The 22,820-nt window shown below is 52.3% G+C and carries 22 protein-coding genes and 2 pseudogenes; 12 read left to right on the forward strand and 12 right to left on the reverse strand.

What is annotated here, in order from left to right; translation table 11 throughout:
• Positions 1–290: 290 nt before the first annotated feature.
• The 7 genes from Poly41_RS10445 to Poly41_RS10475 form a co-directional block, all read right to left on the reverse strand.
• Positions 291–1,568: a lactonase family protein gene (locus Poly41_RS10445; RefSeq protein ID WP_146526158.1), complete on the reverse strand. Its 1,278-nt coding sequence runs from the start codon at positions 1,566–1,568 to the stop codon at positions 291–293.
• Positions 1,569–1,944: 376 nt separating this feature from the next.
• Positions 1,945–5,904 carry a protein kinase domain-containing protein gene (locus Poly41_RS10450; protein ID WP_146526159.1) on the reverse strand — a complete coding sequence of 1,320 codons (3,960 nt, stop codon included), beginning with the start codon at positions 5,902–5,904 and terminating at the stop codon, positions 1,945–1,947.
• A gap of 159 nt (positions 5,905–6,063) precedes the next feature.
• Positions 6,064–6,627, reverse strand: coding sequence for an ECF-type sigma factor (locus tag Poly41_RS10455; protein WP_146526160.1), 564 nt, complete (start codon positions 6,625–6,627; stop codon positions 6,064–6,066).
• A gap of 105 nt (positions 6,628–6,732) precedes the next feature.
• A complete protein-coding gene (locus Poly41_RS10460) occupies positions 6,733–6,912 on the reverse strand; it encodes a hypothetical protein (protein WP_146526161.1) in 180 nt (59 codons plus the stop codon).
• A gap of 467 nt (positions 6,913–7,379) precedes the next feature.
• On the reverse strand, positions 7,380–7,790 hold the full coding sequence (locus tag Poly41_RS35645) for an HNH endonuclease (RefSeq protein WP_390621418.1): 411 nt from the start codon (positions 7,788–7,790) through the stop codon (positions 7,380–7,382).
• 4 nt (positions 7,791–7,794) lie between these two features.
• Positions 7,795–8,037 carry a hypothetical protein gene (locus tag Poly41_RS10470; protein WP_146526162.1) on the reverse strand — a complete coding sequence of 81 codons (243 nt, stop codon included), beginning with the start codon at positions 8,035–8,037 and terminating at the stop codon, positions 7,795–7,797.
• A gap of 807 nt (positions 8,038–8,844) precedes the next feature.
• Positions 8,845–9,057: a hypothetical protein gene (locus tag Poly41_RS10475; protein WP_146526163.1), complete on the reverse strand. Its 213-nt coding sequence runs from the start codon at positions 9,055–9,057 to the stop codon at positions 8,845–8,847.
• A gap of 446 nt (positions 9,058–9,503) precedes the next feature.
• Here Poly41_RS10475 and Poly41_RS10480 point away from each other — a divergent pair, with 446 nt between their 5' ends.
• The 4 genes from Poly41_RS10480 (at position 9,504) to Poly41_RS10495 (ending at position 13,916) form a co-directional block, all read left to right on the forward strand.
• Entirely contained in the window at positions 9,504–10,466 is a 963-nt protein-coding gene (locus Poly41_RS10480) for an epimerase (RefSeq protein WP_146526508.1), read from the forward strand.
• Between the two features lie 168 nt (positions 10,467–10,634).
• Positions 10,635–11,018: a low molecular weight protein tyrosine phosphatase family protein gene (locus Poly41_RS10485; RefSeq protein ID WP_231615565.1), complete on the forward strand. Its 384-nt coding sequence runs from the start codon at positions 10,635–10,637 to the stop codon at positions 11,016–11,018.
• A 115-nt stretch (positions 11,019–11,133) separates the two neighbouring features.
• Positions 11,134–11,523: a BlaI/MecI/CopY family transcriptional regulator gene (locus Poly41_RS10490; protein WP_146526164.1), complete on the forward strand. Its 390-nt coding sequence runs from the start codon at positions 11,134–11,136 to the stop codon at positions 11,521–11,523.
• Entirely contained in the window at positions 11,520–13,916 is a 2,397-nt protein-coding gene (locus Poly41_RS10495) for a M56 family metallopeptidase (RefSeq protein ID WP_146526165.1), read from the forward strand. Before Poly41_RS10490 ends, Poly41_RS10495 begins: the two co-directional genes overlap by 4 nt.
• 42 nt (positions 13,917–13,958) lie before the next feature.
• On the opposite strand, the gene Poly41_RS10500 is transcribed toward Poly41_RS10495, so the two are convergent.
• Positions 13,959–14,531, reverse strand: a complete 573-nt coding sequence (locus Poly41_RS10500) for an RDD family protein (RefSeq protein WP_146526166.1) — start codon at positions 14,529–14,531, stop codon at positions 13,959–13,961.
• A gap of 189 nt (positions 14,532–14,720) precedes the next feature.
• Here Poly41_RS10500 and Poly41_RS10505 point away from each other — a divergent pair, with 189 nt between their 5' ends.
• The 6 genes from Poly41_RS10505 to Poly41_RS10530 all read left to right on the forward strand — a co-directional run bounded on the left by Poly41_RS10505 (position 14,721) and on the right by Poly41_RS10530 (position 19,762).
• A complete protein-coding gene (locus tag Poly41_RS10505) occupies positions 14,721–15,527 on the forward strand; it encodes an endonuclease/exonuclease/phosphatase family protein (protein ID WP_146526167.1) in 807 nt (268 codons plus the stop codon).
• Positions 15,508–16,191: an alpha/beta fold hydrolase gene (locus tag Poly41_RS10510; protein ID WP_146526168.1), complete on the forward strand. Its 684-nt coding sequence runs from the start codon at positions 15,508–15,510 to the stop codon at positions 16,189–16,191. Before Poly41_RS10505 ends, Poly41_RS10510 begins: the two co-directional genes overlap by 20 nt.
• A gap of 152 nt (positions 16,192–16,343) precedes the next feature.
• The gene (locus Poly41_RS10515) at positions 16,344–16,736 is read left to right on the forward strand and encodes a hypothetical protein (protein WP_146526169.1); all 393 of its coding nucleotides are present in this window, start codon (positions 16,344–16,346) and stop codon (positions 16,734–16,736) included.
• 5 nt (positions 16,737–16,741) lie between these two features.
• Positions 16,742–17,512: a phytanoyl-CoA dioxygenase family protein gene (locus Poly41_RS10520; protein ID WP_146526170.1), complete on the forward strand. Its 771-nt coding sequence runs from the start codon at positions 16,742–16,744 to the stop codon at positions 17,510–17,512.
• A 60-nt stretch (positions 17,513–17,572) separates the two neighbouring features.
• Positions 17,573–19,333 carry a hypothetical protein gene (locus Poly41_RS10525; protein ID WP_146526171.1) on the forward strand — a complete coding sequence of 587 codons (1,761 nt, stop codon included), beginning with the start codon at positions 17,573–17,575 and terminating at the stop codon, positions 19,331–19,333.
• An 81-nt stretch (positions 19,334–19,414) separates the two neighbouring features.
• Positions 19,415–19,762, forward strand: a complete 348-nt coding sequence (locus Poly41_RS10530; RefSeq protein WP_146526172.1) for a hypothetical protein — start codon at positions 19,415–19,417, stop codon at positions 19,760–19,762.
• Here Poly41_RS10530 and Poly41_RS10535 read toward each other — a convergent pair.
• From Poly41_RS10535 to Poly41_RS35650, 4 genes and pseudogenes are all read right to left on the reverse strand, one after another.
• A complete protein-coding gene (locus Poly41_RS10535) occupies positions 19,759–20,163 on the reverse strand; it encodes a hypothetical protein (protein WP_146526173.1) in 405 nt (134 codons plus the stop codon). The two genes, Poly41_RS10530 and Poly41_RS10535, sit on opposite strands and share 4 nt — an antisense overlap.
• Complete coding sequence (locus Poly41_RS10540) at positions 20,160–20,897, reverse strand: zinc ribbon domain-containing protein (RefSeq protein ID WP_261344897.1); 738 nt, start codon at positions 20,895–20,897, stop codon at positions 20,160–20,162. The genes Poly41_RS10535 and Poly41_RS10540 overlap by 4 nt, the downstream gene beginning before the upstream one ends.
• Positions 20,898–21,041, reverse strand: a pseudogene (locus Poly41_RS35410) (recombinase family protein); the annotation flags it as partial.
• Between the two features lie 230 nt (positions 21,042–21,271).
• Entirely contained in the window at positions 21,272–21,541 is a 270-nt protein-coding gene (locus Poly41_RS35650) for an integrase core domain-containing protein (RefSeq protein WP_146526175.1), read from the reverse strand.
• 96 nt (positions 21,542–21,637) lie between these two features.
• On the opposite strand from Poly41_RS35650, the pseudogene Poly41_RS10550 reads away from it, so the two are divergent.
• Positions 21,638–22,090: pseudogene (locus tag Poly41_RS10550) on the forward strand (efflux RND transporter permease subunit); the annotation flags it as partial.
• Positions 22,091–22,184: 94 nt separating this feature from the next.
• Positions 22,185–22,718 carry a C40 family peptidase gene (locus Poly41_RS10555; protein WP_231615567.1) on the forward strand — a complete coding sequence of 178 codons (534 nt, stop codon included), beginning with the start codon at positions 22,185–22,187 and terminating at the stop codon, positions 22,716–22,718.
• The last annotated feature ends 102 nt before the right edge of the window (positions 22,719–22,820 follow it).

Consider the following 22,820-nt stretch of genomic DNA (forward strand, 5'->3'; position numbering starts at 1 on the left):
GTTCACTACTGAACATTGCACCGGACTAAGGTTGTTCACACGAAATCTCTCCCAAATCATTACCGTCGCTGGCTTTTCCCGATTGCACAAAACAGAGCCCCACCGCAATTGAGTTGTGCACGGGAGAGCGATTTCAACTCGATAGACACGAATCCCCAAAATATGCAGTGACAATTGGTTGAGAATGCCATTTTCGCTTTTGATCATCAGATACTGAGATCTCACAAGCTGAAAAATCACATCGCCGGCAACTCGGATCAACATCGTCTTCTGTCGATCGGGTTACACAACTACTCGTTGGGCTGTGGACCAATGGCCAGCGATGCGTGGCCGTGGCCCGTTGGCAGGATGTACGGAGACCGGATCAATCGAAAGCCCTCAACATCGTATACCGCGACATGGTGGGCAAATGCGCAACCGACGAACAATTTGTCGCCCGTTGGCGAAAACTCAATCCCTTGTGGCCCAGCCTCGACAGGTATCTGAGCGAGCATTCGCATGGGCTTGCTCTTTAAATCGATAATGGCCAGACGGGAAAAGGCTTGGGTTGCATTATAATTCGCAGTGTTTCCAAGACAGGTGACGACGGCCATGTCACCATCGGGATGGATCGCGAGGCTCTCAAGCCCATCGGCAACTTGGGGTATGGCTTCCGTGACAGCGGGCTGTTCGAGTGTCATGTCAATACTCAGAACGGCGTCAAGCACTCCTTTGTTGGGGACGCCCGCCCCATTCATAAACAACACACGCTTGCCATCTGGGCTGAAGCGGGGAGCAAACGGCCCGTCGATACTTCCAAGTTTCGGAGACATCTTGACCTGATGCAAAAACTCGATGCGATCACCGTCTACTGAGAAAAGGTAGACCTGTACGTCAACGTCTTTTCCGCAGTCATTTTCCGTGTAATCATGGCTCAGAGCCGTAGCGATGATTCGGTCACCCTTTGGGCTAATATCGAAACCGACCTGTATGAATGGCGTCGGATTCGTTCTAGCCAACTCGAGTTCTTTTCCGACGATCTTGTAGACGCAAAATTCCCGCCAACAGGTGACGATGACGTGTTGACCGTCGGGATGCATCCGAACGTGCCAAGGATGTGGAGGCAATTCAATCGTTTGTGATACTGTCAAGTTGGGCGAATCAAGGTCGATGACGCTCAGTACATTCTGCCGGTCGGCAGGAAGCGTGCTGTAGTCGGTTGTGAGACACGTTGGATCGTCCGGTTGCCAGCTATGGTTGGTGACGAATCCCAGTCGTCCGTCTTTCGACATCGCCATATGCGGCGGTCCGGTAATCGTGACGGGGACAGTCTCGAAAACTGTTCGAACACTCGGTGGTTCGTCCCGGTCAAGGTCGATGACCGTAATCGAGTCCGAAATGGTTTTGGTGCGGTCAAATAATCCGTTTTCATCTAGCTGAATGACTGTAGCGCCATCATTTGCGCTCAATAGTCGAATGGGTGTCCCTGTTGTTAAGTACGAAGGTTCCTCTGCTTGACCGGTTGCGTGCCATGTCAAAAGCCAGACGAAGGCACCCACCACAAAGCGTCCTGAGTTGAAGCTAGTCATGTCGATTCTCCATTAATAAAAGGCAAGCGTTCGAATGCTAATTGCATGCTTCGGACATTGGCGTGCTGAGGCCGTGAGCGAGCACTACGAGTTGCCTCGTAGACGCTCAAATAGAACGGTTTTGTAATTCGAACGGGATTTTGAATCTCACCGTCCTTCTGTCCTTCATTATCCTCGAGCGATGCCATCGAGAACACACCCGGTGGGATCAGCATCGCAAAACAGGAATAGAGTGAAAGTCGAAAACACGACCTTTAGAATTCTTAATTGCTGGGATTCTCCAACTTTCACTTGGAGGTCATTTCCGCTGCGACGAGACTCGCTTGTTGAGTCCCTATCTTAACGATATTCAATCTGGTCGTTGACAGGGGTGGATTCAAGTCCCTGCAAGAAGTTGTTTAGCTTCCTCAACGATCTCGTGCACCGGGTATTTTCCAGACTCTTTGCCACCGAGTCGCTGGATTGCGATTTCCAGGCATTCTTTAGCTTGATCTTGGTTACCCAGTTCTCGTTCCGCCATCGCAAGCACCGCAAACACGTGAGCATCTAACGGATAGTCGATCCAACGATCAAAAGTTGTGGGCTTTCGAAGGTCCCAATCGATCTCCCTAAGTCTCCCGAGGACGGCTGCCGCTTCATCCAAATTACCATTACGGTAATGAGCAATTCCAATAGCCGCCAAAAACTCGGTGCAGTCGGGGATAGCCGCATCTGCAGCTAAAGCATACTTGAGAGCCGAAGGATATTGGTCAACCTCGCGGTTCAGCAGTATTTCGTGACTTTGATCGCTCAACCGAATTGGATCATCACCGCGTTTTCGGACCCAGCGAACTGCCTCGTCCCTCACATCATCTTGTAGGTTCTCAATTTCATCGAGCCGACGAATCGTTTCCTCTGCAAGCCCGCTGTCAACGGCAATCGAAATAGCCTGATGCACACTAGCGTAGAAATCCCTTTGTCCGGATTCGCTGGGATTCTGCTCAAAGAGCCAAACAATTCCCTCCAGTCCGCTAACCGCGACGGTCCCCTTACTCGAAACACTTGGATCGTAACATTTTGGAATTTGCCAATCAAATAGCAATTCCCCGTCTAGATCGAGCACGCTGCATGTTCCAAATTGGGATGCAATTATTCGTTGACCACTTGGCGTAAACTTTGCTTTCCAAAAACGTGTTCCACGTGCATTCCGAAATCTATCTATTTTGGGGCGATCTAGATTGACGATTGAGATCCCTTTCGATGTTACAGCCAAAACCTTGGATGAATCTGGGGACATTGAGAGGCATGAAATGTCCCATCCGACATCGAGCTTGCCATACACCTCTTCTGTCGTTAGATCCCAAAACTCAAGCAATCCTCCCTTTTTGTTTCCCGCACTGGCAACTAGTTTCTTTCCATCGGGCGAAAGAGCCAAATGACAGATTTCATCGGAGAGTTTTCCGTTCAGTTGCTTGCTGACGATCCCTTTCAACGTATCGATGACCGCAACGGATCCTTTAGACGTACCGGCATAAAGAAGCGAACCATCTGGACTGCATTCCAGTGCTTTCCACGAGATGTATCGGTGGGGTGTTCGCAGCGCAAGCATCCATAGTTGCTGGTGAGTGGCGAGATTCCATGCGATCAAAACGCCTGTCTCGTCAACAGAATAGACCCTGGTGTTATCTGGAGAAAGAGTCAGCCCCACAAGGTTTGAACGATGACCATAGAGCGTTGCCAGATCTCGCCCGCTGGTCGTTTCCCAAACTTTGACTGTCCAGTTGGCCCCACCGTTGGCGTAGAGTGTTCCATCGTTGCTGAATTTCCCAATATCCAAATACTTGTCGTTCATTCCGAGAAGTTGGTACTTAGAACGTTGGCTAATTTCCTCCGAATCAACGGCGGAGGAGTCTTCCAAGCTAAATACAATTGTCTTTCGCTCACTACCGGTCCCAAAAACAGCCAACTTATCTTGGTCAGGACTGAACGACATCCACCATGATTTTTGATGCTCTACGTTGAACTCGAATTCAATCTGTCCCGTTTGGATATCCCAAACGGATACCATTCCCTGCTCACCGGCTGCAACCAAATCGCTCTTGGGGCTGAAATTGACGGACTGATAGTCCCCCGTTGCGTTCGAGAGTATTGCTTCCTCCTCCCATGTGCCGACACGCAGGAGATGAGCTCCAGTGCCTGAATGTCCTACAGCAAGCCACTGGCCATCATCGCTAAAATCAACAGCCCGAAAACTACCATTGACGAAGTCTTGCTCATGACACACTTCCATCGTTTCGGCATCCCAAACCCTGAACACGCAATCGCCTCCATTGGGTGTTCGTCCGCATGTCACAAAGTTCCCTGTTGGGTCATAAGCGATATTGCGGGTTCCGCCACTAAAATTAAGTTTGTGGAGAAGTTTACCTGTGCTGACCTCCCATATATTGAACTCTCCCCCCCCTCCTGATGCTGCAAATGACTTTCCGTTGGGATTAAAGGCAATCCCATCAACGCGTTGGGAATTGACACCTGAGAGTTGGTGTAGAATTTTTTTGCTGTCGAAGTCCGCGAGAAACACATCTCCCGTATTGGTTCCGACTGCAATTGTGCGGTCGTCTGGATGCAGGGCAACCATCGTCAGCATGTCGGTTGTTGGTAACTCCATCGTTTCCACAACTTCCCCGGTTTCAGTGCTCCATGAATTGATCACGCACCCGGAATCTTGAACACCTATATTGAGAAAGCTCTTTCTATTGTTGAAGAATTGGGGATCTTGTTCCCCAGGGACCGTGAAGAGACGTCTGCTACGCTCCTTACAAAGCAATGAAAGGTGATCCCATTCCCAATCACGGTGGTTATCGGAGCACAAATCTAACACATTTTTCGCCGCCCTTAAGTCACCTGTTTCAATGAGCGTCTCTACTTGCTCAATCTGTGAGGCATACAGTTGATCTGCGAGTTGGCTAGCAAGCTTTTCCACCTTATCAAACGCATCCTCTTTTGCGGCTCTTTCTTCCTCCGCTCTTACGCGATGGGCAGCTTCATTTTCCAAAGACTGCAAAGTAAGCAGCAACATGCTAGTGCTGAACACCACAGCCAAGGAAAGAACGCTGATGATCGAGGTCACAGCGGCAACAAGTCCGCGGTGACGGTGGATGTATTTTTTGGCTCGGTAGCCGATCGATGGTGCGTGCGCTTCGACGGGATGGTTGTTGAGGTATCGGTCGATTTCCCGACTGAGTTCCAGGGGCGATGCGTAGCGCCGATCACGTTCCTTTTCCAAGGTCTTCATGACGACCCATTCAAGATCTCCGCGAATCCTGCTGGTTAGCTTCTCCGGCGATACGCCGCGGTGATCAGCAATGTCCAAAAGCTGTTGTTGCCCCGTCGTGCTCAAACGGTTCGTGGGAGGTGCAAGCTCTCCTTCGCAAATCAGTTTTTGCATCTCGACATAGCCAACTTCTCGGAAGGCTTCTTTTGTCAACGGAGTCGTACCAACCAGCAATTCGTACAGCATGACGCCCAGCGAATAGATGTCGCTTCGTGTGTCAACATCCAAGCCGCTCATCTCCGCCTGCTCCGGGCTCATGTACTGAGGCGTTCCGACCATCTGCCCGTAGCGAGTGAAAAGCGTCTTTTCCGTAAGCTGCTGGTTGATCGCTTTGGCGACGCCAAAGTCAATGACCTTTACGACGGGTTTGCCGTCATGCAGTGTGACCATGACGTTTGCAGGCTTGAGGTCACGATGGATGACGCCCTTCTGATGAGCATGCTGAATGGCGACACAAACGTCCATGAACAATGCCAACCGCTCATTCAGTGAGAGCTTTTTCTTGTCACAAAAATCCGTCAGCGATACCCCACGCACCAGTTCCATGACGAAGTAGGGTCGACCGTCAGGAGTTCGACCGCCATCAAGCACATTTGCGATGTTGGGATGATTCATCATCGCCAGGGCTTGTCGCTCGGATTCGAATCTGGCGATGACCTCCTTGGAATCCATGCCAGGCTTGATGATCTTTAGAGCCACTTTTCGCGGGATTGGTTTCGTTTGTTCTGCCATGTAGACAACGCCAAACCCGCCTTCGCCGATTTTCTGCAGCAAATGATAGTTGCCGATGCAATCGCCAGAATGGTCTTCCATCGGATCCAGTCCAACCGTGGCGCCCAGGCCACCAGGAGCCTTATCCAATAGGCTGTCATCCGCATCGTGGATTGCCAACAATTCCACCAATCGGCTTTCCAGTGCCTTGTCGTCGACACACACCTGTTTCAAATAGGATGCACGCAACTCTGGCGAATCCATTTGGCGAGCAACGTCAAAGATTTCCTGTTCGTTCGGGCGAGTTTGGCTCATCTTGCATTTCCTGATAGCGAAAGTGGTGGCACGAAAGGGCCTTCACTGATCAATGCGAGATGCTGGCACAAAAAACCTACGATCTCCTGGGATTTTGAGAAGATTTTTTTTAGACGACAGTTCACTGCGGCTAACTGTCGCAGCAGCGAGAGGGCAAAACTAGCTTTGAATCTTGGAAATTTCAGCACGCAGCCAAGAGCGAGAGTAGGCCCAATACCTTTCCGCCGTTGACACACCAATGCCAAGCGCCGCTGCTGCCTGTTGGTTGGTTAACCCAGCGAAGTACTTTAGTTTGACCAACTGAGCTTGAATCGGATCGTTTACCTCAAGGCGTCTAATGGCTTCATCCAGTGCCAGCAAGTCCTCGGATCGGGACTCGTCGGGGATATCGACCTTGTTCAGCGAAATGCGTTGAAGGTCACCCCCGTGTTTCTCGGTCTGTCGTCGTCGTGCCCGATCGATCAATAGACGGCGCATCGCTTCGGCCGCAGCAGCAAAAAAGTGTCCACGAGAATCCCAGGAAAAGTCAGCTCCATTGCCGACAAGTTTCAGGTAGGCCTCATGCACGAGCGCCGTCGCCTGCAACGTCTGACCGGATCGCTCGTGCGCCAATTTGGCGGCTGCCAGTTTTCGCAGCTCGTCATAGACCAGTGGTAACAGATCCTCGGCGGCGGCGGGATCTCCCTGTTCAAGCTGTGAAAGTATTTGCGTGACGCTCAACATTCCACAATGATACCAGAGTGACGAAAGGATGGAATACTAAAGGCATTTTCCAACCATTGCGTCATGAGGGGAACCTACATTTGTTGATCGCGAAGCCGCAATCCACTACCACACGCCGCCTCTCGCCGACGTCCCCAGCACCTCGATCGCAAGATGATCCTCTGGCTCCATCAGCGCCAGTCCTCCGGCCAGAGCCTGGTCTACACTGAAGTTTTCCTCGAACACCGAGTTCACTGGATGATCGTCCCGGAACGAACGGATTGTTTCCGAAATCTTGGCAAGCAACTGCGGTAATGGCTCCTGTGAGACGAGGCAGCGTCGAGGTAAGTCTGAACGGAAATCCGTTCTATCCATTCCCTTGACGCAAGCCGCTATGAAACTATCCAGCGATGAGACGTCGCCACAAGAACGCTGTCAAGAAATCGTCGAGATCCTAGCCAGAGCGATCACTCGTGAATGCCAACTTCGCCGATCCGCGAGCAGACTCTCCCAATCGGAGCAAGCCTCGAACACGCCCCCGAAATGTGTTGACCCAGGGTGACGCCCATGAAAGCGAGCGTCCGTTTAACGCAGGCTGTTAACCGAAACAGTCCAGCAGCGTCGCCATGTTTGGTTCGAATTGAGCGATCGAAGAGTCGGCTTCGCTTCCAAATCATTGCCGGCGAAGGCTCTGCCGAATTTCACAAAACAGTGAATCCGCCACAATTGAGTTGAGTACAAGGAGTTCCCGAGCCGGATGACGACGATGATCGTCATTTAGGTGGATGACGTCCGGCATCGACCCAGAGTGATCGTACTTCAACGACCTGCGGCCCATTTATGCGAAGCGTTCTGATGGTTGCTTCTGCAACTTCGGTCAAGCCGACGACAACGGTTCCATCCACAGACCAATCAAAATGTTCAAGCCAGTTCTCTCGTTGTGGGTGAAACAAGTCCGCTTCATGGCCGGCGTCCGTTATTCCGCGAGTACGGTTTGACTTAAATCGATTGCAAGCAGGACAAGCGAGACAAAGATTCTGATATTCCGTTGATCCGCCAATCGAAATTGGAACAATGTGCTCAATTTCAAACGTCGTGACTGTCAAGGATTCTGCAGTTTGGCAGTACGCACAACAAGAAAAAAAGTCTCTCGAACCCGCCGTCGCAGATCGGCAGGAACATATTCACTCACGATTTTTGATCTTGGTGACTGAGTGTGAAGGCAGCCCGAGCTTTGAGCAGATTTAGTTCGTCGATTTGCTCGATCAGGCAATCAAGCTCTTTGGTCTCTTGCTCGCTCAGCTTTCCGTCGGAGTTTCGAGTTAGCAGATCGTCCAAAAGCGATTGCGACTGAGGTGCAAGCATACCGCTGGCGAGCGCCTTTAAACCCGAGACGCTGACGTTCGGCAATAGCTTCGCTTCATTCGACATGCGTTTCTCCCCGAAAAACTTTGGTTTCGATGATTATACCAAGAAAGATGCCCACGAATCCATACGAAATGGAATACATCGACCCGCAAGGGTGCACGCGCGGTACAAAACGATGAGACTCGTTTAACCACACTCTTTCGCGATAAAAGGCATTTCGTCGCGACTGAGATTTGCCACTTCTTTACCGTTCATCTGCTCCGTTGGAGATCCACGTTCTCTGTTTGCGTTAACCGGCATTTTTGTCACGAAACTGAACGCAACGGGTTTACAGAAAGCTGTTAACCGTGAGATGGATTGATGACGGTTAAGTTCGGACCGCTTTGACCGACCGGAAACGCTGTTTCGTCCGCAATCTCTTGCAGCCCAACGACTTATAGCGATCCACGAAACAGAGAACTTGCTACAAATGAGTTGTGTACGGGGAGCTAAATTGTACAGTAGCGAAATGCTGCTGCCCGCCAGTTAACGCAGAAGGCCGATGCAAACGCATCGGCCTTTTTTCGTTATCGCCCCCATTTTACGGCTCTTTCTGCCCACCGCTAGCCCACCGCGTTCGCTCTCGGCTGATTCGGTGAGACAACCGGAAAGCATCTTTCCGGCCCGCTGCCCCGACACCATCCGCCGAAATCTCTCGGACTCTCTCTGTTAACATGCTCGCTCTGGTTAACGCAAACCGGGCAACAGAGAGAGACATCGAGACTCCCCCAGAACCAGCCGGCGGTGATCGTCAATCCATCACCGAACAAGTCCGCACCGCGACAATCAATCGGAGTTTGGATTTGGATAAAGCGGAGCAGCCAGAATCCGTCAAACGAGTTTAAACATTGGATCTAAATCCATGCCGTACGGACGCTGGCCGAGGCCATTGGCATTAAATCTGCGTTCGATTCCGATTCGATTTCGTTCTCGCAGTCGGTTCCACCATGCGATGGGAATGAAATCCTGCTCGAAGTTATCGAAGCAGGCTTGAGCAAAGTAACCACGAGGCTCATCAACCGTCACCCGTTCAAATGAATCCATGTACTGATTTCATTCCGATGCTTTAGTTAACGCGGCGAATACACCAGCGAGCTCGTCGAAAAGTATCGAACTGATCGACACACCAATTAACGCCCGGAAGCGAGAACTCTCGACCGGGCGCTTTTTCGTTTCTAACCCCGTTTTTTGCAGTGTTTTGCAAGTTCTCGCCGATCTTGAAAACCTCTCGGGGTCGAGGAATCTAATTCGGAGATCGAAACGGAACCGCCCGTTCTCATCCGTTCTACGAATATTTTCGCCCCAAACTCTCAGACTCTCTGATTAACAGCGACAAATAATTAACAGCCCGTTCCCGTTTGAGCGAGCAAAAGAGAACCGCTGAAAAACAAACGTCCTCTCTGAGTCAGCCCCATCCCGCTATTGCGGTTATCAATTGGTGTAATTGTGCAAACAAAGCCAGCGAACTGGAAGGATGAGCAGACGTGGATATGGCGGAACTCAGCGGCAAGCGAATTGTGATTGCGGGTGGTAGCGGATTTCTGGGAATCTCGATGGCGGAGAGCTTCTCGGCCGCTGGGGCCGAGGTAGCGATTCTATCGAGGTCGGCTCCGCTGGTGACTGGTAGCTGGACTCACGAAGTTTGGGATGCTCGGTCGCTGGGCTCGTGGGTTGATCTGCTCGCTGGTGCCGATGCGGTGGTGAATTTGACGGGACGAACCGTCAATTGCATTAAAACTCCAGACCACCAGGACGAGATCCTGCGTTCGCGAGTCGAATCGACGCGGGTGCTTGGCGAAGCGATGCGGGCTGTCGACTCGCCGCCTCCGACATGGGTCCAGATGAGTACGGCTCACATCTACGGCGATCCGCCGACGTTGGTCTGCAACGAGGACTCGGCCGAAGGAATCGGCTTCGCGCCGACAATCGCTCGGGCTTGGGAGTGTGCGTTTGAGGAGAGCAAATTGCCCAACGATCATAAACACGCTCAGCGTGGCGTGGTGATGCGGACCAGTTTTGTTGTCGGTCGTGATCGTGGTGGGGGAGGCGGGGCGCTCGCGACGCTAAGGCTAATCGCGAAGTTGGGTTTGGGCGGACGTGCTGGCAAAGGATTGCAGGGGATGTCTTGGATCCACGAAGACGATTTGAACGCGATCATTGCTCGGGCAATTGTCGATGATTTGATGACGGGGGCGTACATCGTTTCATCGCCCAACCCGATGTCCCAGGTGGACTTCATGCGGACGCTTCGCAAAGTCATCGGGATGCCGATCGGTTTGCCAGCGACCGAGTGGATGGTCCGCATCGGTGCTCCGTTGTTCTTGCGAACCGATCCAGAACTGGTGCTCTATGGTCGTTACGTATTGCCGAAGCGATTGATGGACGAAGGGTTCGAGTTTCAATTCGCAGAACTTGAGCCGGCACTGAGGGATTTGTGTGATCGCCGTGATTGACATCAGGGCGAACCTGACTGATTCGACAGGTAACAATCTGGTACGCTCCTTGGGTATCACCGGATCATCAGTTTGATTTGGATTGACCCAACTTTATTCGCGAAGTGAGACTTGAACGTGTCGAAATGCGAAGCAACCGTTTGCGACAAAACGACCCAGAGGATGTCGATGACGACTGACAATCGCGTCACGAAAGATCGCATTGTGATAAGACCCAACGTGCTGTTCGTGTGCAGCAAGAACCAATGGCGGAGTCCCACGGCGGAAGCGATCTATCGTAACGACGATCGCATTTCGGTTCGTTCACGCGGCACGTCGAGGTCCGCCGTGCAAACGATTCGAGCGAGTGACATCGTTTGGGCAGACGCGGTTTTGGTGATGGAAGTCAAACACCAACAGCGAATCCTGGCGGACTTTCCCGGTGAGTCGAAGTTCAAGCCGCTGCATGTGCTGGACATACCCGACGACTACCAGTTCATGGATAACGAATTGGTCGAGTTGATCAAGTCGGCGGCGGAGATGATTTTGGACGAGTTGGCGGAAGCGATTTAGGCGGCTTCGCAAACCTTCACTGCCCCGGCTTGCTGGAGTGCAAGGAATCGGCCTTGCGTGAGAACCGATTACGGACGTAAACTGTTTACATCTGTCATCGAAAAAGGAAAAACTCATGCAGTTATCAGACGCGGAATGGATTGTGATGAATCTCGTCTGGGATTCGCAGCCGACCGAGGCCAGCGATGTGATCGCGGCGTTGGGTGCGGCAAACGAGTGGTCCGACGCAACCGTCAAAACCATGCTTCATCGGCTGGTGAAAAAGGGTGCTTTGACCACTGAGCCAATTGGCAAGAAGTACCGCTACACCGCCGCCGTGAGACGGAGTGCCTGTGTCCGTAAAGCGAGTCGCTCGTTTTTGGATCGTGTGTTCGGTGGCGACGCGGCACCAGCACTCTTGCATCTGGTGAAAACCTCCAAGCTGAGCGAAGACGAGCTGTATCAGCTTCGCGAACTTCTACATAGCAAATCGAAAAACTCTCAGAATAAAGGATCAAAGGAATGATTGACCAAATTGCCGAACTGTGTTGTGAGGTTCTTGCCTTAGTGTTCCTGGCAAGCTGGCGTACGTTGCCCATTTTTTTATTGGTTGCAGTCTTGACGCTGGTGATCCGCAAACGAGTCCCCGCGCGTTACCTGTGCTGGCTTTGGCTCATCGTGATCGCAAGACTGTTGTTGCCTTGGTCTGTCGAGTCGACGGTTGCGATCAGTTCCGTCGCTGACAAACCTTCACAAACGCTGATATCAAGCGAGGAAGAAGTCGCGGTGGATTCGCGTGGCTTCGATACGTTCACCTACGAAGATAACCATGGGGAGTCCGTGACGGTTGCACTCCTGCCAGCCGACGCGACTGCGGAGGAACAGGCTGAGGCGGATGCCTATGTGGCGAAGATCACTGCCGAGGAATTGGCTTTGCTTGCGTCGTCCGCAGCGCAGCAACCATTCCATCAAGTGGACGCTGGGGAGTCTTGGTTTGAAATGATGGAACCCTTTCTGGTACTAGCTTCCTACTTGATCGTTCTTGGCCTGCCAGCCGTCGCGATTGTGCTGCTCTTCCGCAACGTCCTGTCCCATGTTTGTTTCGCTTGGAAATTGCGGTCGCTGCCGTTGGTAACCGATCGAGCGACCATTGATTGCCTACTGCGAGTCTGTGATGAGCTTGGTGCGGGACGACGCCCTAGGCTCAAAGAAGTCGCGTCGCTTCACGCCCCGGCGATGTTTGGTCTGTTTCGGCCGATCGTGTGCCTCCCGGCGGGCTGGCAAGAAGAGTTGACAATGCAGCAGCTTGAATGGGTGTTTCGTCACGAGGTCGCGCACGTCAAGGGTCGCGACGGCTTGTTGTTGTCGATGGCAACCTTGGTGAAATCAGTTCACTGGTTCAATCCCTTATCGTGGATCGCGGTTAATAAGCTACAACACAGCATGGAGCGAGCCGCTGATGAACTAGCAACGCTTCATTTGAATGAGACGCAGATTCGCGAGTATGGCGAACTGCTGCTTCGATTCGCTGCCGGCCAACCATCTCTGCGCAAGCAGCCGACCGTAGGACTGCTCGCGATGGCCGCGCCAAAAAATCTCCAGCGACGCATCGAGTCACTGGGGTCACCGATTCGAAGCAGAACGTGGCTTCGAGGCTTGATGGCGGCGCCCGTGATTGGCTTGGTTGCCGTATCGGGCCTGACAGACGCGGGGCCGATCGACACGCCGGAGGTCGCACCGCAGCAGGTGCCGAATTTCGAGAATACGACAGCCCAGTGGCAGCGACAGTTGACAACAGACGCAATTGTCGCTCAACCCGGAGACCGGACGCCCTTAAAGGTTAAGCGTGAAGAGTCGAAGCGAAGCGTTGCGATCAATGTCGAAAAAGCACTTCAAAAAGCGAAGGAACTACAGCCCGGCATTGATGCCCAGAAGTTCGTCATGACTTACTTCACATCTCCTTTGGTGCCGGCAGAGCAACGTGCGGAGACAAAAATCATTGACGGTGTCGTGACCGTCGAGCTGACGAAACAAAAAGAAGCATTAGTGAGGCAACGACTTTCGGGATTCGAACAGTCAGGTCCGTGGCAGATCGTCACCGAGCTAAGACTCATCAACACAAATATTCGCCTGCTCGATCAATTTGATTGGTCGACGTCGGATTCGACTGCTCGCTTGCGCCGTCTCGATCGCTCGCCTGTCTTGGACGACCCTGAACAGTGGGCAGAAGCGACGTTCTCGCTCAATGCGGTGGGTTGGCCTCCGACAACCTACGATGATAATATGGTCGAACAAGCGGTTTCCATCCCCATTCGCGTTACCAAGATCAGTCGCTTGCAAAGCGCGAGATTCATGCACCAAGTGCAAAAAGATAATCGGTCGAACCTTATGATTGCTCCGAAATTCACAATGTTTAATGGTCAGTGTGGAGTGATCAGCGATATGGTGCAACGTCCATTTGTCACCGATGTGTTTGAAATTCCTGGCAACAAAGCGACTGCGTTACAACCGAAAATTTCCGTATTCGAAGATGGTTGGAAATTCTTGGTGAAACCAACAGTCACTGCGGAAGAAGAGGTGAATTTGAAAATGGTGTTCACTCATGCGAGCATCGACGGAGTGAAACTAGCGAACTTACCTAATGGACGCGGCAACGATCCGGAAGATCGGGTGACCATCCAAGTGCCAACGGTCAAGTCAGATTCGATCGCTGTGGAGAGTATCTTGAATGAGTCGGAAACCTTGCTAGTATTTTCACCAAAACCCTATTCAAACGAATCGGACGCCGAGCAAGTCAGACGCGATGATGGCATGGGCCAGGTGTTCATGATCCGGACGCGTTTGATTTCGGATAGCGAATACTTAAAAAGCTTTGTTCCAGCGACCGCATCAACGCTGGAGTCGGAATCAGACGAGTAGATCGTTTAGTGCAGGTCGATTAATGCGATCAAGAGTGTGTTCCTACTCTCTCGTGACTCCTTGCGGTGTTGACTGTTGGCGACCAGCGCGAGGATAGGCAATCGAAAAACCTACGGCGTTGTAGCGAGTCAGATGCATGGGACCTTCGCCAATCGGTTCCGCAGTGTTCCGCACGACATAGGTGCCGACGTAACAGTCACGAAGCGATTGTTGTTCCGTGTCAGCACCCAGCCAAATCAAGTCGATTACGAGGTTAAACGGGCCAAACATCCACATCAGCATTCGAAACGTCATCTTAAATAACGACGGGCGTTCGCCTCGAGTCGTCACGATTTTCAGGCTCAGTAAGCGATAGGCGATCGTACGCAGCTGCGAGCGTTTCAGCGGAACCAAATAGATCCACACTGCAACGATCCAGACCAGGTAGAAAATACCGCTCGGATCATAGGACGCGTTGTTGGCCATCGAAAATGTTGCGATCACCATCCACAATAGGATTCCGATCGCAAGCAAAACGAGAGAATCGATCACGAGGACTGCCAATCGCCGCAGGAACCCGGGGTAATCATTGATGTCGTAGTAAACACCTTTGCCGAGCGAATGGTCAGTTGTCATTGAAGTTGGCTGCTCTTCGTTGGCAGGGGATTGCGGCTGGTACAGATGAGTATACTGAATAACGAACGATCCGTTCCATGCGAGAGCCAATCCACCATGTCAAATCCCTTCGAAACTTATGCGACACTCGCCGCCGGCCGATCGTTGGCGTCGTTCCGCTTCGGTCTCGAACAAGGAAGGAGCTGAAGAATGATTCGGTCGATTGCACTACTTGTTGCCTTCCTGGGCATACTTTCATCAGCTGCGAGTGGCGAAACATTCACCATCGCAACCTACAATTTGAATTGGGGTAACCGTCGCGGTGACCAAATTCTCGACGCGGTCTCCGAAGCAGATGCTGATCTGATTTGTTTTCAAGAGACAACGCCCGTATCAGAAACGTTTCTAAAGGAACGACTTGCAAAGACTTATCCCCACTTCCACTCGGTCGGCCACCAAGGCAAGTACTTGGGAGAGCGATTTGTGTTTGCGTCAAAAACCTCTCTTGCAAATACCAGATACGTCGGCCCTGCCACTGGTCTCTTCGGTTTCTTCTCAGCGAGTATCCCCATTGCCGGCGAGTCGGTTCATATTGTCAATGTTCATCTGACGCCATTCCAAGTACAGCGTGGAGGTGGAATCACCGATGCAATGACAGCCGTTTCGGCGACCGAACAAATACACTCTTCCGAAGTCACCGCGATCATCCAGTCATTGGACATCAAGAAGCCCACCATTGTCATTGGCGATTTCAACAGTCTATCGTCGTTCAACGCCCCTAACCGTCTCGTCGAACTCGGGTTTATCGACTCGTTCGCATCTGTGATAACCGACGCCGATACGCACCCGACGTGGCATTGGCCAACACGTCCGTTACCGCTCGCTCTGAGGATCGATTACATTTTTCATACGCCGCACTTTGAAACAATCAAATCCGAAATCATTAAGCGTGACGGCAGTGATCATTCATTGGTGGTTTCGGAATTGAGAAGGACTGATGTTGGCGATGCACGGTAATTCAACGCCACTGATTCTGTTTTCAGGACTTGCAGCGGATCGCGAAGTCTTTGCTCCACAGTCGCTCGCGTTCGAGAACCTGATCGTACCGAGTTGGCCGGTTCCTGAATCAGATGATACGCTTGACAGTTACAGCGAACGATTGGCCGGCGAGTTAGGGCAGTTCGGACCAGCGGTGATTGGTGGCGCGTCGTTCGGTGGGATCGTGGCGTTGCATGTTGCCAAGCACCTTGATCCGTTGGCGGTTATTCTGATTGGCAGTGTTCGCTCATCAGACGAATTGCCCCGATCAGCAAAGTGGTCTCGTCGCTTGCAACCACTCGTTTCCCTGCTACCTGTCCGGCTGATGCAGATCGCCTGTGTGCCGATTGGATCGAAGATGGTTGGCCGTTGGTTTCCACACCTCGGCGGACTGGCCCGCCAATTCCGTCACAGCGATCCGAGAGTATTTAAGTGGTCGCTATCGCGAATCCTAGATTGGGATTCTACGCCGCGAGTTGACTGCCCCATCTTTCACATTCACGGTGACCGCGACTTGGTGCTGCCAATTCGAAACACGCACCCAACACGGGCCGTCGCTGGTGGTGGTCACGTCATTTCACTGACTCACGCGAATGAAGTAAATGCGTTCATCGGTTCGGTATTGGAGCGGAATTTGAATTGAGCTAGTTTCGGTCGCGGCATTCAAGACACTCCGCTGGTAGAATAAACTCTGCCGGACATCCGCATTTCCTTGTCCACCGAAGGCGTTTGGCTCAACGACGCGGTACCGACGGAGTTTATTGAGTTGAATCCCAGAATCGAAGTCGAAATGGAATGACCAATCCCTATTCCACTCCAACATCTGAACCTGCCGCAGAATCCGGCGAAGGTGCGATTCCCGCATCGAGATCACTGGGTGATACTGCTCGCAGTACGTTTATAGCTTGGGAAAAGCTGCGAGTTGTTTTCATCCTCCTGCTTGGCCTGCTAACGGTTCTGTTGGCGGGTCGAAGCCTAATGCGTCTGCGGATTTTTCTTTTGATTGTCGAAGGCGGGATTGCCGCGAACGTCTGCTATTTTGCCGGCCCGATCATCGAGACTTACGTTCGTTGGCTGGGATACGATCGAAAATGGGTGCGTTCGTTTTTATTCATCGGCGGAACACTCCTCACGGCGATATTGGCAATCGGCGCACTCGCCGGCAAAATGATTCCGGATCAGGATTAGACGCAATGAACGACGAAAACTTGCGAGAGATACACAACAACGGTTTCACATTGATCCGTGATGCCGTTGACTCGGCGAATGTGGATATATTGATGCGAGCCTGCCAGCGAGCCCTTGAAATAGACGATCAGGTTGAACGTGCTCGATCGAGTCGTGGCCATGTTTACGCGGCTCGCAACTTGCTTGACGTTGTCCCAGAGATCCAGACGTTTTGGCAACAAGGCATTTTGCTTGACTCGTTGAAATTGGTTCTCGGTGACGCGATCGGTTTGGTCCGAGTTCTATTCTTCGACAAGCCACCTGATCGCACTTGGGCGTTGCCTTGGCACAAGGATACCGCAATCGCCGTGAAAGATAACTCAGGTGCTTCTGAGAGTTTTTCGCGTCCAACGGTCAAAGCTGGTGTGCCGCATGTGGTGGCGTGCGATGAAGTACTTAGGCAAATGCTGACCCTGCGGTTGCATTTGGATGAGGTCACGGATGAGAATGGGCCACTGCGTGTCATTCCTGGATCACATGTGTCAGTTGAAAGCGACGGAGTCGGCGTGGAAAATGCTGTCGCGATCCACGCTGCTGTCGGCGACGTGTTGGCGATGAGACCATTGATCACACATTCAAGCGGATCATCACACCCTGGCACCACTCGCCATCGCAGAATTCTGCATCTCGAGTTTGCCGCGTGCCGCGAATTACCAGATGGTTATCAATGGCACGATTTTGTCGAACCAGCGAAACAACGAGATGCTTCGCGAGATCTGATCGGAACAGGAGAATAGCGGCAGGAACTTAAAGCTCAGATTTTTATTTGGATTGATTGATCAATGACTTTGCTTCAAATGCGATCAGTAATTTTGTTCTTCCTTGTTCTTGTTTGTGTTCCGATGAGCATGAAAGCGGATTCTCCGCCCGCTTGCCCTGAAGATCAGATGATCGCTGAAGCACTCTGGTCGATCTTTATTGCAGAGCCTGTTGGTTCTGTTGATGCATCGAAAGCGTTTGAGAGGGTTTGCAAAGCCTATCCTCAATCGGCACGCGTAGCCTATTGGAAAGGCAGGCTGGGAGTCTATGAAAGCAACATTGAAAAGACTATTGAACTCTTAGACAAAACGCTGCAGTCAGTTGCCACTATTTCAAATAGCGAATCCGCAGCCGATCAATCTTGGGCGAAAGGTAGGGCGGCTGCGATGCGTTCGTATGCTCGGCATTTGCAGCAGGATCTCCAGGAACGTCGCCAAGCTATGGGTGGCGATTCGTCATCTTTTGAGCATTTGCTACTCACGGCTGTTCAACGTGATCCAATGCTGATTTCTGCTTGGGCTGCACTACTAGATAGCTCAGACCAAACAATTGCTCTTGCCGCAGCCGATAGTTGGGCTCAGCTCGAACCACATAACGCTTTGCCGCTATACGCGAAAGCGGTCATTTACACTCGGGGCCTAAAGGAACTCAGTGACCCCATTGATGAAAAAGCGATTGAGGCAATGGAGGCCGGCAATTCACGCTCGGACTGCATTGCACCAGAGGCTCCGTGGCCGACGGGTTTTTTACTAACTTTCCCGGAATCCGTTGAGAAGGAAATGCCTGGGCTTAGCGGCAACAGTGTGCCAGAAGGCATCTTTCGAAGAGCGGTTGAAGGTAGACTTTTCGCCGCAGAAGCGATCGGCAACTGGGGCGCAGTTGCATCGTCATCGCTTCGTCAGTTGGGTAGTGACATTTTGAGCCGATCGCATCGGTTGCCGATCGAGCAAGACATTCGGCATCTGCGCGCGTTCGCAGGCGTCGGAGTACATCTCGCCAACTCCAATCGATTGATGTACGGTTTAACAATCGGTAGTGTCGAACGGGTCTTGCTGCGATTAGAGACGATCGCGATCGATCAGCCGGACTTTGAATCGGGGATAGTGTTTTTTGAAATCCGGCACTACCTGCAAGACACGGTCCGCGAAGTCGCAGCGACCTATCGGACGGAACTTGATCAGACGAAAAGAGCTGAGAAAGACGCATTGTCTGCGATTTTAGATGCCAAAATCTCCGACGAGGATCAGCGTGCGACGGAAGTGATGCGTTCTCGAGCAAAACGGATTGCGATTCCTGAAATTGAGATCGCAGAGACGAATCGCCCCAAGCGGATCATCGGTACGGACGCTGCGAACCATGCGGTCGATTTTATTCGGCTTGATGTCGTTGTTGGCAAGGAACGCGCCGTGCATGCACACAGGCTTGGTATAGAATTTGAAGCATGGTTTCAGGAACAGATCCGACAAAAGGGTGTTGCTTCGGAAAAAACCTCGCCTTCGGATCTGACCAGTGAGGAATTATGCGAACTCGGAATCCCCACGCTGCAGCAGCAGATCGCGGAGTTGCGGGCCTACAACCGAACTCACAAACGCAGCTTGGGGATCTTGTTGTGCGTGAGAGACGACGACGTGGGGCAGCAAATTGCCGATGACTGCTATCTTAGCGGGTATCTTGGCCAGCGTGATCCTTGCATCATCGCGTTTGATGACGCTGAGAATTTGAGCGAATTTCAACAGTTCTACGAGCATTTGAATCTGCGAGTTATGCTGATTCCCACCGATGGACCGCAAACCGATTAGGATCTTCTGCAGACCTTGGATGCGGCAAACGTATGATTTACAGAATCTCTCAAACATCTTTCCACTGACCTGATGCGCAACTTGATCGGCAAGAAGAAATCGGATAGAGATTATGTTGAATCCGTCGCCAGAAGGCTGGCGTTTTGGGATAGATGGCGAGTTCTCTTACTGATCGTGTTCGCGGTCGTTATTGCCTCAATGGTCGCATTTTTTGTGTTCTTGTTCAATTTTGTTCATGATCTCAATCCGAACAATGCTCTTGGCGTCAACGTCAACAAGATATTTCTGCTCGTTGCTTTTCTACTGGGAGCAGCATTCGGGATGCACCTTGCCGCGGCTATTGTCTACTTTGCAAACGCCTTGATTACCGGGTTCCGGTCCGAGCGTTTGCTTGTTAGGTATTTCGATGAACGAAAGTCTGCCTCCTAGCCTCTTCTTCGGTCATCAAGAGCCTTCCCGAGACGTTGACGCTGTACATTCCAATTCGATTGATTTGCTATGTTGCGCAGCTGTCGTTCCTTAAGCGAGTCTTGGCCACTTTTCGATGGGGCGTATCCAATAATTCGCTCTTGAATGTCTGGTGCAAGGTTGTTCAAGTTGAGAATCTGAGTCACTCGGGCGCGGGTGATGCCGGCGGTCCGGGCGATTTCGGCTTGGTCTTTGAATTGGCCGGTGGCGAGGAGGTGGTCGAGCCGGATGGCGAGGGCCATCAGTTTAGTAACGTGGGGCACGCGCGGCGTGGGCGGGGGTTTGGTCGCAGTGACGGACGTAACGCGGTGTCGGCCGCGTGCGGCGGTGGTGGTTTGGAACTTGGCTTGGATGTGGGTCATTCGGCTGCGTTGGGGTTTGAGTTTGGGGTGCCGGTGCTGAGCGATTGCAGGCCGGCGGGACTGAGCGTGATCGAGAGGTTGCCTTCGACGGGATCGTGTTCGATGCGTTCGATCAGAAGCGACATCAGGCGGGAGCGTTCCCCGATCGTGAGGTGATCCCAGAGCGTTTCGATGTCTTTCACGGCGCGGAGGATGGCGACGCGGTCGGGTGATGCGGTATCGATGACTTGAAGTTGCTCGTTGACCGCATCGAGTCGTTGGCAGTCGCGGCGATGCTGGTCGGTCAGCGTGGCGAGCGATTGAAGCCTTGCCACGTCGCGATCGTGATCGTCGGCTGGCGTCGATAATGCGTCGATCGCCTTTTCGGTTTGATGCACAGCGGCGACGAGGGTCGACCGCTCTTTGCCGAGGTCCCGGTGACGGTCGTCGACGGATTGGAGAACTCGGTTGCAAGTTTCCGAAAGCAGGTCTTCGTCGATGGTCAGCGATTGCAGTTGAGCGACGATGAATCGCTCGACTTCTTCAGCTGGCAATGATGGACGCGGACAGGTCTTACGACCTCGTTTGGATGCCTTGCTGCAAACGTAGTAGCGATAGCGTTTGGCTTGGCGCCGCTGGCTGCTGACCGAATGAGTCATCGCCGAATTGCATGACGCACAATGAATCAACCCGGCAAGTACGCCGGCGGATCGTCCGTGGACGCGGTCGCCAGCGTTGATTCGGTTTCGCCGCAAGCGTTGTTGGACACGCTCGAACGTTTCGGGATCGACGATCGCCTCGTGCTCGCCCTCGTAGACTTGATCGTGATAGGTGACCTTTCCGAGATAGATTCGATTCGTCAACAATGCGTGAAGAACGCTCTTAATAAATCGCACGCCGCCGACGGTCTTGCCGGCTTTGGTGGTCGTCGGGTCAAAAAAGTCGAACGAGCATTTAGGTCAGTGAAACCGAGATTGCGTTCTCAGATGAGATCCAATTCTAGGTCGAGATCGAGCTCAAATTCAGCGGTGCCGTTGAAAAATCGCGTCAAAACGGTCGCATCGCGCAGCAGACATCAAACCGATTGTTTTGAAATCGGCGTGGTGCGAGCGAGTGAGAACGGGACGAGCTAAGCCGCACGTCGATACGATCGAAGCAAGCCACCAAGGCGCTCCGTCGTTTCTATCTCAGCGTTCAAATCCGGTGGACGATCCATGGGCACGATCAGCTCGTTGTCCAAACCCTGGTGGTTTCTTTCCGTGTGATAGTGATCGAGGAAACACCGAACAGCTTTTCGCGTCGCGTTCTCGCCAAAGAGAATTAGTTTGTAAAGGCATTCGGATTTCAGCGATCCGAAATACCGCTCTAAGTGCGCGTTTGCATGAGTCGTCAACTGCACCTGATTTGGTCGGTGACGAAAGAACTTTCACGATCACGCATCCGTTTCATCCGCTTAGGGGATGTCGGTTTGCGTTGGTGAGGCATCGAAAGAACTGATGCCTTACCCACTGCATTCATTGGTGGCGTGATGGCGTTGGTGATTACACAACAAAATTTGACCGTGGCCAGTCTCGTTGGTTTCATTTCGCTCGGGGGCATCGCGGTCCGAAACGGCATCTTGTTGGTGACACATTACTTTCATTTGATGCAGGAAGAGGGCGAAGAGTTTTCGCAAGCGATGATCATGCGAGGTAGCCTCGAGCGACTCGCTCCCGTTTTGATGACAGCGATAACCGCAGGCATTGGCTTGATGCCGTTGGTGCTAGGTGGCCAAGAGCCTGGACGAGAAATTCTGTATCCCGTCGCTACCGTGATTCTCGGCGGACTAATCACGTCTACATTCTGCGAATTTCTGATCCATCCTGGACTGTTTTGGAAATTCAGTGGAAAAGACGCTGCCTACTTGGCAAAGCTCGAATCGGAGGAGGACGAATTTGGAATAAAGTAATCAAATCAACAAGGAATCCGTAGGGGCGATCAACGTCTCACCGTACAGTTCAAAACAATTTGCCAACACTCAAAATACTTACAGGAAACTAAATATGAAACTTTCAACCACGATGTTCACTCTGCTGGCAACTGCATGCGTCTTAAGCTTTGCCGGCTGCAAGGACGCAGGAACCCCAGCGACGTCCGCTCCCGGAGCGGCGGCGTCCAATGAGGATGGTACGCACGTCCACGACGATGGCACCGAGCACGCGCCGCACGGAGCGCACGGTGTGGGGCCACACGATGGCACCATCGCCGACTGGGGTGGTGGTAAATATCATGTCGAATTCACCGTCGATCACGACAAGCAAGAAGGCACAGTTTATATCCTCGGTGCCGACGAGAAGTCGCCCGTTCCCATCGAAGCCGAGTCGATCGATCTGAGCATCAATGATCCCGTGATGCAAGTGAGTTTGAAAGCTGCACCGCAAAGCAGCGACCCAGCAGGCAAAGCGTCACGCTTCGTCGGTAACCACGAGAGTCTAGGCGTCGTTCAGGAATACGCAGGAACGATTGGTGGAGTAGTCGACGGCACGCCCTATTCCGGTGACTTTACCGAAGAGGCTCACGGCGACCACGAACACTAATCGTAGGAGAACACGGTGGGCGGTGACCGGCGGTTTCGTCGGTCGGCGATTCTGTTTGTGAATGCCTTCTATAACAGGATCGTAGGAGAAATCCTCCGCCCA

The organism is Novipirellula artificiosorum (genome assembly GCF_007860135.1).
Lineage (GTDB): Bacteria > Planctomycetota > Planctomycetia > Pirellulales > Pirellulaceae > Novipirellula_A > Novipirellula_A artificiosorum.